Below are 15283 nucleotides of genomic sequence, written 5' to 3' on the forward strand. Positions count from 1 at the left end.
GGCCGCCCGGCGGCCCGCACCGCCCGAGCAGGTCGGAGCATTCCCCCGCACCGCTCCCGCCAGCCCACTTCACCCCGATGCGCCACCCGCACCACCCCGCGAGCCGCCCCGCCGGGTCCGTGAACCCGCGCCGCACGGGGCGTGGCGAGGCCGAAAGTGCCGGCGCGCGCTTGACGCGCGGGCGGAGGGGCGACAGCCTTGCCCGGATTACCGACAGGTAGGGGCGAAGGGGTGGGCATGGACAGGGACGACGCGGAGTTGATGTTCCAGGGAGTCGAGCGGCAGGCCGAACTGGTGCGCACCGGCAAGGTCACCTCCCGCGCCCTCGTCGAGGCCGCGCTGCGCCGCATCTCCCGGTTCGACCCCGCACTCGGCGCCTTCCGGGTCGTCCTCGCCGAAGAGGCCCTCGCCGAGGCCGACGCCCGGGACGCGGCCGCGGAACAGACGTACGGCCCGCTCCACGGCGTGCCCATCGCCGTGAAGGACGAGCTCGACGTCGCCGGTCAGGTCACCACCTTCGGCGGCGCAGCCAACCACACCCCCGTCGCCGCCGATTCCGAGGCCGTACGCCGCCTGCGCGCCGCCGGAGCCGTCGTCATCGGCAAGACGACGATGCCCGAGTTCGGCCAGTGGCCCTTCACCGAGTCCGCCACCCACGGCACCGCCCACAACCCGTGGGACACCACCCGCACCCCCGGCGGCTCCAGCGGCGGCAGCGCCGCCGCCGTCGCGGCCGGCCTGGTCGGGGCGGCGCTCGGCGGCGACGGCGGCGGGTCCATCCGCATCCCGGCCGCCTGCTGCGGGCTGTTCGGCCTCAAACCGCAGCGCGGCCGCGTCTCCACCGCCCCGAACCCCCACCTCTGGTACGCCCTCGGCACCGTGGGACCGCTGACCCGCACCGTCCGCGACGCCGCCCTGCTCTACGACGTCCTGGCCGGCACCACCCCCGCCGACCGCTGGAGCGCCCGCCCCGTCACCACCGGCTGGGTGCGGGTACTGGAGACCCCGCCCGGCCGACTGCGCATCGGCTACTCCGCAAAGCCCGCCGTGCCCGGGGTCCGCCCGCATCCCGAGCACGTCGCAGCCCTGCTGGAGACCGTACGGGCACTGCGTGAACTGGGCCACGACGTACGCGAGGTCAACCCCCGCTACCCGGACGCGACGGCCCCGTTCGCGGCGCAGTTCTGCGGCGGGGTACGCGCGGAGGCCGCCGCCGTCGAACGTCCCGACCTGCTGGAGCCCCGCACCCGGAGCACTCTCGCGCTCGCCCGCCTGGTCCCCGAGTCCGCCGTGGAACGCGGGATCCGGGCGGGGGAGCGGCTGGCGGACCGCGCCGACCGGATGTTCACCTCCATGGACCTGCTGCTGACCCCGGTCATCGCCGCCCGCCCGCGCAGGGTGGGCGCGCTGGACGGCGCCGGCCTGCTGACGGCGCTGGCGCGCTCGCGCCCGATGGTCGCCTACACCGCGCTGTGGAACGTCACCGGCCACCCGGCGGCGTCCGTGCCCGCCGGCTTCGGCACGGACGGGCTGCCGCTCGCCGTGCAGCTGGTGGGCCGCCGCGACGACGAGGTGTCGGTGCTGCGGGTCGCGGCGCAGCTGGAGGAGTTGCGGCCGTGGGCGGAGCGCCGCCCGCCGCTGCCGGCCGCGTGACGGCGGGGCGGGCGTGCGGACGCCTCCGCACGAGTACGTGTACTCGTGCGGAGGTGGTGTACGGCGCGTGTCCCGGTGGCTACTTGACCGAGCCCGCCATCACGCCCTGGACGAAGTGCCGCTGGAAGGCGAAGAAGACGACCAGCGGGACCACCAGTGACAGGAACGCCCCGGGTGCGAGGACGCCGATGTTGCTGCCGAACTGCCGCATCTGGGACTGCAGGGCGACCGTGAGCGGCTGCGAGCCGTTGTCCGCGAAGAGCAGCGCCACGAGCATGTCGTTCCAGACCCACAGGAACTGGAAGATGGCCAGGCTCGCGATGGCCGGGCGGCCGAGCGGCAGTACGAGCCGGGAGAAGATCCGCCATTCGCTGCCGCCGTCCATCCGGGCGGCCTCCAGCATCTCGCGCGGGATCTCGGCGAAGTAGTTGCGCAACAGGAAGATCGCGAACGGCAGGCCGTAGGCGACGTGGAAGAGGACGACACCCGCGACCGTCCCGAACAGGCCCACCGCGCCGAAGAGTTTGGCCACGGGGAGCAGCCCGATCTGTACGGGCACCACGAGGAGTCCGACGACCACGAGGAACACGGCGTCCCTGCCGGGGAACTCCAGCCATGCGAAGGCGTATCCGGCGAGCGCCGCGATGACGACCACCAGGACGGTGGTCGGCACGGAGATCAGGACGGTGTTCCAGAAGGCCGCCCCGATGCCCGAATCCCGCAGCAGTGCGCTGTAGTTGTCCAGGGACAGCTGCGACGGGTCGGTGAGCGCGGTCCACCAGCCGTCGGTGGCGTTGTCCTGCTCGGAGCGCAGGGAGGACAGCAGCAGGCCCGCCAGCGGCGTGATCCATACGAGGGCGACCAGGATCAGGACGCCCTGGACGACGGAGCTGCCCAGGAGGCGCGAGAGCCGGCCGCCGCGGCGCCGACCGGGCGCGGAGGAGGGCGCGGACGCGGAAGGCGCCGGGGAGGGCGACGCCGGGAGCGCCGGTGGGGACGCCGGGGACGGCGACGGGCCGTGCCGCTCGACGGTGCTGTGGCCGCTCATGCTCCACTCCTTCGGAAACGCCGGACGTTGAAGATCATCGCCGGGACGACGAGCAGCAGGAGCACCATGCTGAGCGCGCTGCCGAGCCCCTGGTCGTTGCCGCCGCCGAAGGACACCAGCCACATGCGGGTGGCCAGTACGTTCGCCTCTTCCTGGACCGGCCCGGGCGCGATGATCCAGACGAGGTCGAAGACCTTCATCACGTTGATCACCAGGGTCACGAAGACGACGGTGAGCACCGGTGCGAGCAGCGGCACGGTGATCTTGCGGAAGATCTGGCCCTCGGTGGCGCCGTCCATGCGCGCCGCCTCCAGCGCGTCGCGCGGGATGGCCGCGAGGCCGGCGCCGATCAGGACCATCGAGAAGCCGGTCCAGACCCACAGGTAGGCGCCGATGATGGCCGGCGTCACCAGTGCCGGTCCGAGCCAGTTCACACCCTGGTAGGGGGCTTCGAAGTTGGCCGCGGGCAGCCGGACGGTGTACGCGCCGTCGTCGAGGCCGGTGAAGCGGAAGGTGCCGTCGTCGGCCGTGGTGGCGGTCGCGGTGACCCGGCCGTCCCGTACGGCCTCGACCGTCATGCCGGGTAGCCCCTTCTCGCCGGGGTCGACCCGGCCCGGCGTGCCCGCGCCGCCGGGGGCGAAGTCGAGGTAGACGACGCCCCCGATCGCGTCCGTGCCGGGAGCGTCGGCAGCCGCATCCGCAGCGGCGGCCTTCGCGCCGGCCGGCATGGCATCGGGGGCGACCCCGATGAACCCGAGGCTGAGCGAGCCCCCGGGCCGTACGGTCGACGCGGTGCTGTAGGGGCCGCCCGCCGCGCCCGTCAGGCCGTGGCCCTCCCGGGCGCGGGCCGTGGGGTACGCGGCGGCGTCGTCGAAGCCGTCGTGGACACCGACGACGGCGGCGTTGAGCACGCCCCGGTCCGGGTCCTGCTCGTAGGCGAGCCGGAAGATGATGCCCGCGGCGAGGAAGGACACGGCCATCGGCAGGAAGAGGACCAGCTTGAACGCGGTCGCCCAGCGCACCTTCTCGGTGAGCACGGCGAGCAGCAGCCCGAGCCCGGTGAGCAGGGTCGGGGCGACGACGACCCAGATGGCGCTGTTGCGGATCGCCTTGAGGGTGGCCGGGTCCTGCACGATCGCCGCGTAGTTCGCGGCTCCGACGAACCGGTCGCCGTCCGCGTCGAAGAGGCTGCGGCCGAAGGAGAAGAGGACGGGGTAGACGACCAGCGCGCCGAGCAGCAGCAGGGCCGGCAGGACGAAGACGACCGCGAGGCGGCGCTTCCTGCGCTGGGCCCGGCGCCGCCCGTCGGCCGCGGGGCGGCCGGTCGACGGGTGGGCGGTCACGGTGTCAGCCATGTCGGTCGCCTCAGTTCCCGTAGGCCTTGGCGGCCTCGGCCTCGAGCTTCGCGGCGGTGCCCTGCGGGTCCGAGGGGTCGCGCAGGAAGTCCTGGAGGAGCTTCCACTCGCCCGCGCCCTTGGTGCCGCCGAACGCGGCCGGGGCCTGGTCCGACATGTCGAAGCGGATCGAATTGCCCGCAGCGATCAGCGAGTTGGCGGTGCTGCGCGTGGTGTCGTCGCTGTACTTGGCGAAGTCGACCTCGTTGTTCGGGGACAGGAAGCCGCCCGCGCCGGCCCAGACCTCGGCCGCCTCGGAGCTCGCCAGGAACTCGACCAGTTTCATGCCGGCCTTGCCGTTCTTGCCGTCCTTGAGGACGACCGCCGCGTCACCGCCGCTGACCACCGGCGCCCTGCCGCCGTCGACCGAGGGGAAGGGGAAGAACTTGGCGTCCTGTCCGAGCTTCTTGCCGAACTGGCCCTTGGCGACGCCGCCGACGAAGTCGCCCTCGTAGACCATGCCCGCCTTGGGCTCGGGGCCGAAGACCTGCGCGACCGAGGAGGGGAAGTCGGTCCCCAGCGCGGCCTGGGCGCCGCCGGCGACGAGCTGCTTGTCCTTGAACAGTTCCCCGAGGGTGGTCAGCGCCCGCACGACGCTCTCGTCGGTCCACTTCAGCTGGTGCTGGGCGAGCTGGTCGTACTTCTCCGGTCCGGCCTGGGAGAGGTAGACGTTCTCGAACCAGTCGGTGAGGGTCCAGCCGTCCTCGCCGGCTATGGCGAAGGCCGGGCGGCCGGAGTCCGCGAGGGTGCGGCCGGCCTTCAGCATGTCGCTGTAGCTCTTGGGCTCGCCGACGCCGGCCTGGGTGAAGGCCTCGGGGGCGTACCAGACGGTCGACTTGTGGGCGGCCTTGAAGTAGAGGCCGTAGTACTGGCCGTCGACGGTGCCGTAGTTCTTCCACACCGGGGCGAGGGTGGACCCGGCCGTCTGGGCGGTCTGGTCGGACAGGGGCTGCAGCCAGCCCTTCTTCGCGAACTGCTGGAGCACGCCCACTTGGGGCACCATCACCACGTCGGGTGCGTTGCCGCCTTCGATCTTGCTTCCGACGAAGGTGGAGACGTTGTCGCCGGAGGGGACGAAGACGGTCTGGGCGCCGGTCTTCTGGGTGAAGGCGTCGAGGACCTTCTTGAAGCTCTGCTGTTCGGCGCCGGTCCAGACGCCGGCGACGGTGACGGTCTGGCCGCTGAGTTCGCCGCCGCTCGCGGGTCCGGTGGTGCCGCCGCAGGCGGTGGTGCCGAGGGCGAGGGCGAGGGCGGCCGTCGCGGTGGCGGCGCTACGGCGGGTCGTCTTGCTCGGTCGTCGCATGAGGAGTCCTTTCGGGGAAGTCCGGGGCTGGGGGGGGGGAGGGGCTGCTACGGGGTCACGGGCTGCGGGGCCGCCGGGCCCGGGGCCGGGTACTCGCCCGCCCACCAGGCCGCGGTCGCCGCGGGCAGCACCCCGTCGGGACAGGGCCCGCTGGCGAGCAGCGGAGTACCGGGGACCGGGGCGGGCACCGGCTCGGTGCCGAAGTTCACCGCGCAGATCAGGCCGTCGCCGCGGGCGATGGCCAGTACCTGCGCGGGCGCGTCCAGCCAGCGCAGGGTGCCGTCGCCGAGCTGCGGCAGGGTGCGCCGCAGCTGGAGGCCGTCGCGGTAGAGGTGCCAGAAGGAGCGGGTGTCGGCCAGGGCGCGGTCGGTGGCGTGCTCGGCGAACCACTCGGGCTGCGGCAGCCACGGCTTGACGCCGGCCGTCTCCTGGCTGAAGCCGAACGGGGAGGCGTGCCCGGACCAGGGCAGGGGCACGCGGCAGCCGTCCCGCACGTGCTTGCGGCTGCCGGTACGGCGGAAGATCGGGTCGGTGAGGACCTCGTCGGGCAGGTCGAGGACCTCGGGGAGGCCGAGTTCCTCGCCCTGGTACACGTAGGCGGCGCCGGGCAGGGCGAGCATCAGGAGGGCCGCGGCGCGGGCGCGGGCCGCTCCCAGTCCGCTGCCCTCGACCCCCGGTTCGCCCGCGTAACGGGTGACCGTGCGGACCTGGTCGTGGTTGTTGAGGACCCAGGTGACGGTGGAGCCGGTGCCGGCGATGTCGCGTATCGCCTCGGTGATCGTCGTGCGGAAGGCGTCGGCGTCCCAGGGCGCGCTGAGCAGGTCGAAGAAGAACGCCTGGTGCAGTTCGTCGGGGCGGACGTACTCGGCGTGCTCGCGCGCGGTGGGCACGGACACCTCGCCGACCAGCAGCCGCTCGTGCCCGTCCCGGGCGGTGTACTCCTCGCAGACCGCGCGCCAGCGGCGCCACACGCCGTGCACCTCGGGCTGGTTCCAGGCCAGCTGGTTGACGGCGTCGCGGGCCCGCTCGTCCGCCCCGGGGTCGTCCGAGTCGGGCAGCTCGGGGTGCTTGAACAGCCCGGCGGCCACGTCGATGCGGAAACCGTCGACGCCCCGGTCCAGCCAGAAGCGCAGCACCCGCTCGAAGTCGTCGCCCACGACGGGGTCGCGCCAGTTCAGGTCGGGCTGTTCGGGGGTGAAGAGGTGCAGGTACCAGTCGCCGGGGGTGCCGTCGGGCCCGGTGGTCCGGCTCCAGGCCGGGCCGCCGAACATGGCGTGCCAGTTGTTCGGCGGCTCCGCGCCGTCCGGGCCGCGGCCCGGTGCGAAGTGGAAGCGCGAGCGCGGGGCGCTGCCCGGGGCCGCGGCGAGCGCTTCGCGGAACCACGGGTGCTCGCTGGAGCAGTGGTTGGGGACGATGTCGAGCAGCAGCTTGAGCCCGAGCCGGTGGGCGTCGGACACCAGCCGGTCGAATTCGGCGAGGTCGCCGTAGACCGGGTCGACGCCGCAGTAGTCGGCGACGTCGTAGCCGTGGTCGTGCTGCGGCGACGGGTAGAAGGGGCTGAGCCAGATGCCGTCGACGCCGAGCTTGCGCAGGTAGGGGAGGCCTGCGCGGACGCCGGCGAGGTCGCCGACGCCGTCCCCGGTGCTGTCGAGGAAGCTGCGGACGTAGACCTGGTAGATCACCGCGTCGCGCCACCAGGGGGCGGAGGGGGCGGCGCTGCGGGAGGGGTGACCGGTACCGGCCGGAAGGGTGCTGAGCATCTCGCGTCGACCTGTCTGCTGAATGCGAGAGCGCCCTGGATCAGGTGCGCTGTTATGCATGCATGTTAAGTAGCGGCGACTGGAAGGTGTCAACGATGTGTCCAGAAACAGGCGAAAGCTGGGGTGTTTTGTCCCCGAATGACCAGGTGCACGAAAGAGGGCTCCTACTTAACATGTAAGTAGGAGCCCTCGGGGAGGTGCAGGAGTGCGATCAGTCCGTGCGGGAAATGGCCCCGAGCTCGCGCGTCAACCGCGCCACCGCCTCGTCCGGCGTCTGGCGCAACGCCATCACGTCCTGCCCCACGGCCTGCACGGCGAGACTCACCTGGTCGTAGCGCGGACTCTTGGGCCGCGGCACCGCCGACAGCACGCTCTCGCGCAGGGTCGGCAGGTACGGGTAGGCGCGGACCAGCTCGGGATCCTCGTACAGCGCGGCGCGCACCGGTGGCAGCGAGCCCTCGGTGAGGACCCGCCGCTGCACCCGTTCACTGGTGAGGTAGGAGATCAGATCGGCCGCCGACGCCGGATGCCGCGCGTGGCTGCTGACGGCCAGGTTGGAGCCGCCCAGCACACTGGTGCCCGGCCCGTCGGCGCCGGGCAGGGGCACCGCGCCGAACCTGCCCGCGACCTTCGACCCCGGCGCGCTCGCGTCCGCGTACACATAGGGCCAGTTCCGCAGGAACAGCAGCCGGCCGTCCTGGAACGCCTTGCGGGACTCCTCCTCCTTGTAGCCGAGCGCGTCACGGGAGATCCAGCCCTCCCGCACCCCGTCCGCGAGGAACCGCAGCCCGGCGCGCGCCCCGTCGGAGTCCACGGTGACGCGGGCGCCGTCGTCGCGAAGGATCGAACCGCCCGCGGAGTGCACGGCCTCCGTGACGTTGACGGTCAGCCCCTCGTACGGGAGGAACTGGCCGGCGTAGCCGTCCAGCCCGTACCGCGGGGCGATCGTGCGAGCCTGGCGGGCCAGTTCGGACCAGGTCCGCGGGGGCTGCTCGCCCGCCTGCTCCAGGACGTCCTTGCGGTAGTAGAGCAGGCCTGCGTTCGTGACGTACGGGACCGCGTACAGCCTGCCGTCGAAGGTCGCGGTGTCCACGACCGGCCGCAGGAAGGCGTCCAGGGGGAACCGGTCCCGTTCGAGCGGGGAGATCCATCCGGCGGCCGCGAACTCGGACGTCCAGGCGACGTCGATGTTCAGCACGTCGAACCGGTCACGGCCCGAGCGCAGCTCGCTGATCATCTGGGCCCGGGTCTCGTCGGCCGAGTCGGGCAGCTCGACGAGAGTGACCCGCTCGTCGGGACGGCTCCGGTTCCAGTCGTCGAGCAGGGGGCCGAGGTAGTCGGTCAGGTCGCCCGCCGTGACGAGCGTCAGCGGGCCGCGGGCATCGGAGGCCGTACCCGCCTCGGGGCGGACACCGAGGCCGGCGTACCCGGCCAGGACGACCGCCACCACCAGGAGAGCTCTACCCGCGGCATGCATCCACCGCATAGATTCCTCCCAGTGCACGATCCGGCTGCGTCGCCGTCCCATCGTGGGCATATATATACCCGTTAGGCATGGGCGATACTAGACGTCCAGGCAGACGGACCGGACGCAGGTGACATCCGGCCGGGTGCCAGTGAACAGTTGACTACGCAGCGGGAAGGAGGGGGGCGAGTGCGGCTGGCGCTCCTTGCGCTCCTCACCCGTAGCCCTGCGCACGGTTACGAGCTCAAGCAGGACCTTGAGAAGCTCCTGGGCGCCGCGTACCCTCAGCCGAACGTCGGCCAGATCTATGTCACCCTCGGCCGGCTGGAGAAGAGCGGCCTGATCGAGGGCGAGGACGTCGAACAGTCGGGCCGGCCCAACAAGCGCACGTACAAGCTCACGGCCGCCGGGCGCGAGGCCGTACTGGCCTGGTTCGAGGACACCGCCGAGGAACCCCGGGTACGGGACGAGTTCTTCATGAAACTGGCGCTCGCACCGCAGTCGGGTCTGGCCGATCCGATCGCCCTGATCAACAAGCAGCGGCGCCAGTACCTCAACACCATGCGGGACCTGTCGAAGCTGGCCGCGGCCGAGGACCGCGACAACAAGATCTCCCAACTGCTGATCGAGGGCGCCATGCTGCACCTGCAGGCCGACCTCGACTGGCTGGAACGCTGTCAGGAGGAGCTGGAATGAGCGACGACGCCACCGCCGCTCCTGTCGTGCCCATCGTCCGCGCCGAGGGCCTGACCAAGACGCACCACGGCGAAGGCACCCCGGTGCCCGCGGTCCGCGGCGTGGACCTCTCCGTCCAGCCGGGCGAGTTCGTCGCGGTCACCGGGCCGTCGGGCGCCGGCAAGTCCACCCTGCTGCACCTCATCGGCGGCCTCCAGCGGCCCGACGACGGCAAGCTCTGGCTCGACGGCGAGCGCGTCGACGCGTACCGCGAGGCCCGCTGGGCAGTCCTCAGGCGCCGCAGCATCGGCGTCGTCTTCCAGTTCTTCAACCTCGTCTCCAACCTCACCGTCGCCGACAACGTCGAACTGCCCGCCCTGCTCGCCGGCGCCTCACCGAAGGCCGCCCGCGACTCCCGCGCCGAACTGCTCGCCGAACTCGGCCTCGAAGGCCGCGAACGCTCCATGCCCGGAGAGCTGTCCGGCGGCGAACAGCAGCGGGTCGCCCTCGCCCGGGCCCTGGTCAACCACCCCGCACTGCTGCTCGCCGACGAACCGGCCGGCAGCCTCGACAGCAAGGGCACCCGTGAGGTGCTGAGGCTGCTCACGCGGTTCCACCAGCGCGGCCAGACGATCATCATGGTCACCCACGACGCACGGATGGCCAGCGCCGCCGACCGCGTCATCAGCTTCTTCGACGGCCGAATAGCCGACGACGCACAGCTCGGCGGCGGCCGCCCGGGCCCGGCCGGCGGCGTCTCCGGCGTACTCGAACTGAAGGAGTGACCGTGCGGGCCACTCTGCGCTGGGCGCAGGCCGACTTCCGCGCACACCGCGGCGAAGCCCTCTTCGTCGTCCTCGCCAGCGCCGGCGTGATCGCCTCGCTCCTGCTGGCCGGCGCGCTGTTCGGCTACGCCGCCAACCCCTGGCAGCGGGTCTTCAACCAGTCCCAGGGCGCGCACATCTGGCTGCACACCCGCGCCGGGGCGGACACGGACGCGAAGGCCCTGGCCGCGGTGGACGGCGTCGCGGCGCTGTCCGGGCCCTACCGCACGGCCGCGACCACGGTCGAGTCCCGCGGCGCCAGGGCCGGGGTGACGCTCCGCGCCGCAGACGTGGAGCCCCCGCAGACCGGACGGCCGCTCGTCGCCGCGGGCAGCTGGCTCGCCCGCCCGGACCCCGGCGACACCGGCACCGGCCCGGCCACCGGCTCCGTCGTGCTGGAGACCTCCGTCGCGCGGGCCCTCTGGGCGGAGCCGGGCGACACCGTACGCGTCACCGGACCGGACGGCGCCCCGCACCTGCTGCGCGTGAGCGGGACGGCCGACGCCGCCGAACCCCGCTACCAGCCGGGCGGCGCGGCCGGCATCGGCTGGGTGCTCCCCGCCACGCTCGACGAGATCGCCCGGGCGGACACCGGGCAGAGCGTCGGGCTGCGCCTGGAGGACCCCGACGACACCGACTTCATCGTCCAGCGCGCGGTCACCGTACTCGGCGCCGACCGGGTCGCCGAGGTCACCAAGTGGCAGCAGGCCCGCGCCGAGGCGGGCGGCGACGACCGGCTCCTGGGCACGGTCTTCGCCGTCTTCGGCGTCGGCGCCCTGCTCGCCGCGGCCCTGGCCGCGTCCGGGGCGGTCGGCGCCCGCGTCCGGGGCCAGCTGCGGGACATCGCCGTCCTCAAGGCGATCGGCTTCACCCCCGGCCAGGTCACCCGCGGCTTCCTCGTACAGCACCTGGCCTTCGCGCTTCTCGGCGTGGCCCTCGGCACGACGGCGATCGCCCTGCTCGGCGCCCGGATACCCGGCCGGATCGGAGAGGCCGCAGCCGTCTGGCAGGACCTGCCCGGACACACCGCCCTGATGATCGGCATCCCCGGCGGCGCGGTGCTGCTGATCGCAGCCTCCACCGGGCTGTCGGCCTGGCGGGCCGGACGGGTGCCGCCGGTGCCGGTGGCACGGGCGGCGCTGCCGTCGGCCGCGCCGATGACCGCCCTCGGCAAGCGTGCGCTCGGCATGCGGGTGCCGCCCGCCCTCGTCCTGGGGTGGCGCGCGGCGTTCCCCCGGCGGGGACGGACGCTCGTACCGGTGGCCAGGCTCGCGCTGCCGCTGGTGCTCATCACGGTCGCCCTCGTGGCCTGGTCGACGCTGGACCAGTTCCGCAGCAGCCCCGCGCAGGTGGGGCTGGCCGCGGCACTGACCGTACGGTCCGAGCAGCCCGCCGGGCCTTCGGACGCGGAGCTGGAGGAGACCCTCGCGACGGTCCCGGACGTCGCCGCCGTCCATCCGGGCGCGGAGATGGCGGCGCTCGTCCCCGGACAGACCGGCACCATCACCCTGCGCGGCCTGGGCACGGCCCGGCAGCCGTACCCCTCGGCGGTGGTGGAGGGGCGCGCGGTCGCCGGCCCCGACGAGGCCGTGGCCGGCCAGGGGCTGCTGGACCTCCTCGGCGTACGGGTCGGCGACTGGGTACGGATGACCGTCGGCGGACGCCCGCAGATCCTGCACCTCGTCGGCCGCACCATCGAGCCCGAATCCGGCGGCCGGGTGATCACCACGACCCTCGACGCACTGCGCGAGCGCGACCCGCGGCTGCGGCCCGCCTTCCACGCCCTGGAACTGCGTAAGGGAGCCGACCCCCGGGCCGTGAGCGGCGCCCTCGCCACGGCGGCCGGCGCGACACTGGAGATCCGCGAGACGCCCAACCCGGCCGACCGGCTGGAACCGGCGCGCGGGGTCATCGGCGCCCTGATCGCCGTGCTGGCGCTCATCGGGCTGATCGAACTGCTGACGCTCATCGGCACGGGCGTACGCGACCGGGGCCGGGACCTGCTCGCGCTGAAGGCCATCGGGCTGACGCCCCGCCAGATCGGGGCGATGATCGTGACGGCCGCCGGCCTGACCGCGCTCGTGTCCGCACTGGTCGGGACGACGGTGGGCGTCCTGTCCGGCAGCTGGCTGGTGGACACCCAGGGCGCGTCGAGCGGAATCGGCGCGGGAATCGCCCAACCGCCCCCGCTGCCGGTGCTGTTGACGGTGATCGTGGGCGCGGTACTGGGAGCGGTCGCGGCCGCCGCACTGCCGGCGACCCGGACGGCACGACGGCGGCTGGCGGACTCGCTCAGCGAGACCCTCTGACCGCCGGAGCCCCCGGCGGGAGCTCGCCCGCCGGTTCAACTGCCGTTCACGCGGCGCTCGCCGGGCCTCCCTACCCTCCTCCTGTCCTTCAACCGACCGAGGGGAACCCGGTGTCCTTCGCCATCACCGTCCGCAGGGCGGCCCTGCCCGCCGCCGTCCTGGCCGCACTGGCATTGCCGGCCGCTCCCGCCCACGCGGCGGCGACCTCCGTCACCGCCACCGTGGAGACCGCCCCGGTCTCGCACAGCGGCGACGCCGCCGACGACCCCGCCATCTGGGTCCACCCGACCGACCCCGCGAAATCGGTGGTCGTCGCCACGGACAAGAAGGGCGCGCTGGAGGTCTACGACATGACCGGCGCCCGCATCCAGCGCATCACCGGCGACTACGGCAACAACGTCGACCTGCGCGGCAACATCGTGGTCTCCGCCGACGACGAGGCCGCCGGCGGCGACGGCGCCATGCACGTCTACCGCATCGACCCCACGACCCGGCAGCTCAAGCGACTGCGCGACATACCCACCGAGGTCACCGCGCACGGCATCTGCCTCTACACCTCGCCCGCCTCGGGCAAGCTGTACGCCTTTCCCAACTCCACCTCCGGCCGCGTCGAGCAGTGGGAGCTCGCCGTCGACGGCGACGCGGTGACGGCGACCTCCGTCCGCCTGTGGGACGCCGGCTCCGCCGTCGAGGGGTGCTACGCCGACGAGACCACCGGCAAGCTCTACCTCGGCGAGGAGGACGTCGGCGTCTGGGTGTACGGAGCCGAGCCCACCGCCGGCACCGGCCGCACCACTCTCGACTCCACCGGCTCCGGCGGTCACATCACCGCCGACACCGAGGGCATCACCGCCGCCGGCAACCGGATCTACGTCTCCTCGCAGGGCAGCAACGACTTCACCGTCTACGACCGCTCGACGCGCGCCTACCTCGGCCGCTTCGCCGTCTCGGGCGGCACGGCGGCCGACGACTGCGAGGACACCGACGGCATCGACGCCACCGCCGCCGACCTCGGTCCGGCCTTCCCGCAGGGCGTCTTCATCTGCCAGGACGGCTCCAACGGAGCGCCGGGCACCAGCGGCAACCAGAACTTCAAGTTCGTGCCGCTCCAGCGCATCACCGCACGGTTCGGGTGACGGCCCCCGGGCGCCGGCGGTCCTGCCGGCGCCCCATTCGGGCGACACCAACGTGGGGCGCGGACCCGAAGCCGGGTAGGCGCCATCCATGAACACCGAAATCCTCGACCCCACGAAGGCAGTCCCCGCCCTGAACGCCGCCTCCGGGTGGTGGCTGACGGCCCTGGACCGCCTCGAACGGACCACCCTGGCCGACCCGGCGATCCGCGTACTCCAGCGGGGGATCCGCTCGCTCCCCCTGGGCGAGGTGAGGGACCTGCTCAGGGGCAGGCCCCTGGGCCATCCCCTCCATCCCGTCCTCGTCCAGGTACCCATCGGGTGCTGGCTCTCCGCCGCGGTGCTCGACGCCGTCCCCGGCCAGCGGCGTGCGGCCACGACCCTGACGGCCGTCGGCCTCGCGGGTGTGGCCCCGGCCGCGATCGCCGGCTGGGCGGACTGGGCCGACCTGCCGCCCGAACAGGCCCGGGTCGGCCTCGCCCACGCCGCCTCCAACGCCGCGGCCGTCAGCTGCTACGCGATCTCCCTGGCGGCGCGCCTGGGCGGCCGCCCGGCGAAGGGCAGGCTGTGGTCGTGGGCCGGGCTGGCGGCGGTGGCCGTCACCGGCGCACTGGGCGGCCACGTCGCCTACCGACAGGCCGTCGGAGCCCATCCCGCCACCTGAGGGGCGTCCGGTCAGCGGCCCCAGCGAAGTGCCGGGGTCTGCACCGGCGCGTCCCACAGCCGCAGGAGTTCGTCGTCGGCCCGGCACAGCGTCACCGAGCACCCCGCCATGTCCAGGGACGTGACGTAGTTCCCCACGAGGGTCCGCGCCACCGGTACGCCGCGGTCCGCGAGCACCCGCGCCACCTCCGCGTGGAACCCGTACAGCTCCAGCAGCGGCGTCGCGCCCATGCCGTTCACCAGGGCCAGGACCGGCCCGTCGGCCGGGGCCACGTTCGCCAGGTCGTCCAGCACGGCGCCCACCGCGAACTCCGCGATCTCCCGGGCCGACATCATCGGGCGGCGCTCCCGACCGGGTTCGCCGTGGATTCCGATGCCCAGTTCGAGCTCGCCGTCCGGCAGGTCGAAGGTGGGGCTGCCCTTGGCGGGGGTGGTGCAGGCGCTCAGCGCCACGCCGAAACTGCGGGAGGCCTTGTTGACCCGCTCGGCCACCGCGGCGACCTGCTCCAGCGGAGCGCCCTCCTCGGCTGCGGCCCCGGCGATCTTCTCCACGAACAGGGTGGCCCCGGTGCCGCGCCGGCCGGCCGTGTAGAGGCTGTCGGTGACGGCCACGTCGTCGTCGACCAGCACGCGCTGGACGCGGATGCCGTCCTCCTCGGCGAGTTCGGCGGCCATGTCGAAGTTCAGCACGTCCCCGGTGTAGTTCTTGACGATGAACAGCACCCCCTGGCCGGAGTCCACCGCCTTGGCGGCCCGCAGGACCTGGTCGGGCACGGGTGAGGTGAACACCTCGCCCGGACAGGCGGCCGACAGCATCCCGGGGCCGACGAAGCCGCCGTGCAGGGGCTCGTGCCCGGAGCCGCCGCCGGACACCAGGCCGACCCGCCCGCCCTCGTTCGCGCCCTTGCGTACGACGACCCGGGCCTCCGGGTCCACGTCCAGGTCCGGATGTGCGGCGGCCAGCCCGCGCAGGGCATCGGCGACCACGGTCTCAGGACTGTTGATCAGCATCTTCATGGCGCATCTCCCAGTGGGCTCACAGGTGACTGTCCGAGG

12 protein-coding genes are annotated in these 15283 nt (G+C 73.3%); 6 read left to right on the forward strand and 6 right to left on the reverse strand.

Annotated features, from left to right (window positions below):
* Nucleotides 1-237 precede the first annotated feature (237 nt).
* Nucleotides 238-1653, forward strand: coding sequence for an amidase (locus IG86_RS0129190; protein ID WP_030900835.1), 1416 nt, complete (start codon nt 238-240; stop codon nt 1651-1653).
* A 79-nt stretch (nt 1654-1732) separates the two neighbouring features.
* Here IG86_RS0129190 and IG86_RS0129195 read toward each other — a convergent pair whose 3' ends face one another.
* The 5 genes from IG86_RS0129195 to IG86_RS0129215 form a co-directional block, all read right to left on the reverse strand.
* Complete coding sequence (locus IG86_RS0129195; protein WP_078848306.1) at nt 1733-2701, reverse strand: carbohydrate ABC transporter permease; 969 nt, start codon at nt 2699-2701, stop codon at nt 1733-1735.
* On the reverse strand, nt 2698-4056 hold the full coding sequence (locus IG86_RS0129200; protein WP_030900837.1) for an ABC transporter permease: 1359 nt from the start codon (nt 4054-4056) through the stop codon (nt 2698-2700). The genes IG86_RS0129195 and IG86_RS0129200 overlap by 4 nt, the downstream gene beginning before the upstream one ends.
* Nucleotides 4057-4066: 10 nt before the next feature.
* Nucleotides 4067-5398 (reverse strand): ABC transporter substrate-binding protein, encoded by a 1332-nt coding sequence (locus tag IG86_RS0129205; protein WP_030824955.1) that lies wholly within the window; start codon nt 5396-5398, stop codon nt 4067-4069.
* A gap of 47 nt (nt 5399-5445) precedes the next feature.
* Nucleotides 5446-7158: a glycoside hydrolase family 13 protein gene (locus tag IG86_RS0129210; RefSeq protein WP_078848307.1), complete on the reverse strand. Its 1713-nt coding sequence runs from the start codon at nt 7156-7158 to the stop codon at nt 5446-5448.
* Nucleotides 7159-7369: 211 nt separating this feature from the next.
* Nucleotides 7370-8644 (reverse strand): ABC transporter substrate-binding protein, encoded by a 1275-nt coding sequence (locus tag IG86_RS0129215; RefSeq protein ID WP_030900839.1) that lies wholly within the window; start codon nt 8642-8644, stop codon nt 7370-7372.
* A gap of 168 nt (nt 8645-8812) precedes the next feature.
* Here IG86_RS0129215 and IG86_RS0129220 point away from each other — a divergent pair, with 168 nt between their 5' ends.
* The 5 genes from IG86_RS0129220 (at nt 8813) to IG86_RS0129240 (ending at nt 14228) form a co-directional block, all read left to right on the forward strand.
* Nucleotides 8813-9319 (forward strand): PadR family transcriptional regulator, encoded by a 507-nt coding sequence (locus IG86_RS0129220; RefSeq protein WP_030824964.1) that lies wholly within the window; start codon nt 8813-8815, stop codon nt 9317-9319.
* Nucleotides 9316-10083: an ABC transporter ATP-binding protein gene (locus IG86_RS0129225; RefSeq protein ID WP_030824966.1), complete on the forward strand. Its 768-nt coding sequence runs from the start codon at nt 9316-9318 to the stop codon at nt 10081-10083. Before IG86_RS0129220 ends, IG86_RS0129225 begins: the two co-directional genes overlap by 4 nt.
* 2 nt (nt 10084-10085) lie before the next feature.
* On the forward strand, nt 10086-12431 hold the full coding sequence (locus IG86_RS0129230; protein ID WP_030824969.1) for an ABC transporter permease: 2346 nt from the start codon (nt 10086-10088) through the stop codon (nt 12429-12431).
* Between the two features lie 110 nt (nt 12432-12541).
* Complete coding sequence (locus tag IG86_RS0129235; protein WP_030824972.1) at nt 12542-13567, forward strand: phytase; 1026 nt, start codon at nt 12542-12544, stop codon at nt 13565-13567.
* 88 nt (nt 13568-13655) lie between these two features.
* On the forward strand, nt 13656-14228 hold the full coding sequence (locus tag IG86_RS0129240) for a DUF2231 domain-containing protein (protein ID WP_051785491.1): 573 nt from the start codon (nt 13656-13658) through the stop codon (nt 14226-14228).
* A gap of 11 nt (nt 14229-14239) precedes the next feature.
* Here the strand turns inward: IG86_RS0129240 and dhaK are convergent, their stop codons facing one another.
* Entirely contained in the window at nt 14240-15244 is a 1005-nt protein-coding gene (dhaK, locus tag IG86_RS0129245; protein WP_030824977.1) for a dihydroxyacetone kinase subunit DhaK, read from the reverse strand.
* Between the last annotated feature and the right edge of the window lie 39 nt (nt 15245-15283).

The organism is Streptomyces virginiae, from assembly GCF_000720455.1.
Lineage (GTDB): Bacteria > Actinomycetota > Actinomycetes > Streptomycetales > Streptomycetaceae > Streptomyces > Streptomyces virginiae.

What these genes read in the sequence shown, in the direction of transcription:
- IG86_RS0129210 (WP_078848307.1), bottom strand. Translation starts at nt 7,158, where the DNA reads ATGCTCAGCACCCTTCCGGCCGGTACCGGTCACCCCTCCCGCAGCGCC.
- IG86_RS0129200 (WP_030900837.1), bottom strand. Translation starts at nt 4,056, where the DNA reads ATGGCTGACACCGTGACCGCCCACCCGTCGACCGGCCGCCCCGCGGCC.
- IG86_RS0129195 (WP_078848306.1), bottom strand. Translation starts at nt 2,701, where the DNA reads ATGAGCGGCCACAGCACCGTCGAGCGGCACGGCCCGTCGCCGTCCCCG.
- IG86_RS0129215 (WP_030900839.1), bottom strand. Translation starts at nt 8,644, where the DNA reads ATGCGGTGGATGCATGCCGCGGGTAGAGCTCTCCTGGTGGTGGCGGTC.
- IG86_RS0129240 (WP_051785491.1), top strand. Translation starts at nt 13,656, where the DNA reads ATGAACACCGAAATCCTCGACCCCACGAAGGCAGTCCCCGCCCTGAAC.
- IG86_RS0129225 (WP_030824966.1), top strand. Translation starts at nt 9,316, where the DNA reads ATGAGCGACGACGCCACCGCCGCTCCTGTCGTGCCCATCGTCCGCGCC.
- dhaK (WP_030824977.1), bottom strand. Translation starts at nt 15,244, where the DNA reads ATGAAGATGCTGATCAACAGTCCTGAGACCGTGGTCGCCGATGCCCTG.
- IG86_RS0129190 (WP_030900835.1), top strand. Translation starts at nt 238, where the DNA reads ATGGACAGGGACGACGCGGAGTTGATGTTCCAGGGAGTCGAGCGGCAG.
- IG86_RS0129205 (WP_030824955.1), bottom strand. Translation starts at nt 5,398, where the DNA reads ATGCGACGACCGAGCAAGACGACCCGCCGTAGCGCCGCCACCGCGACG.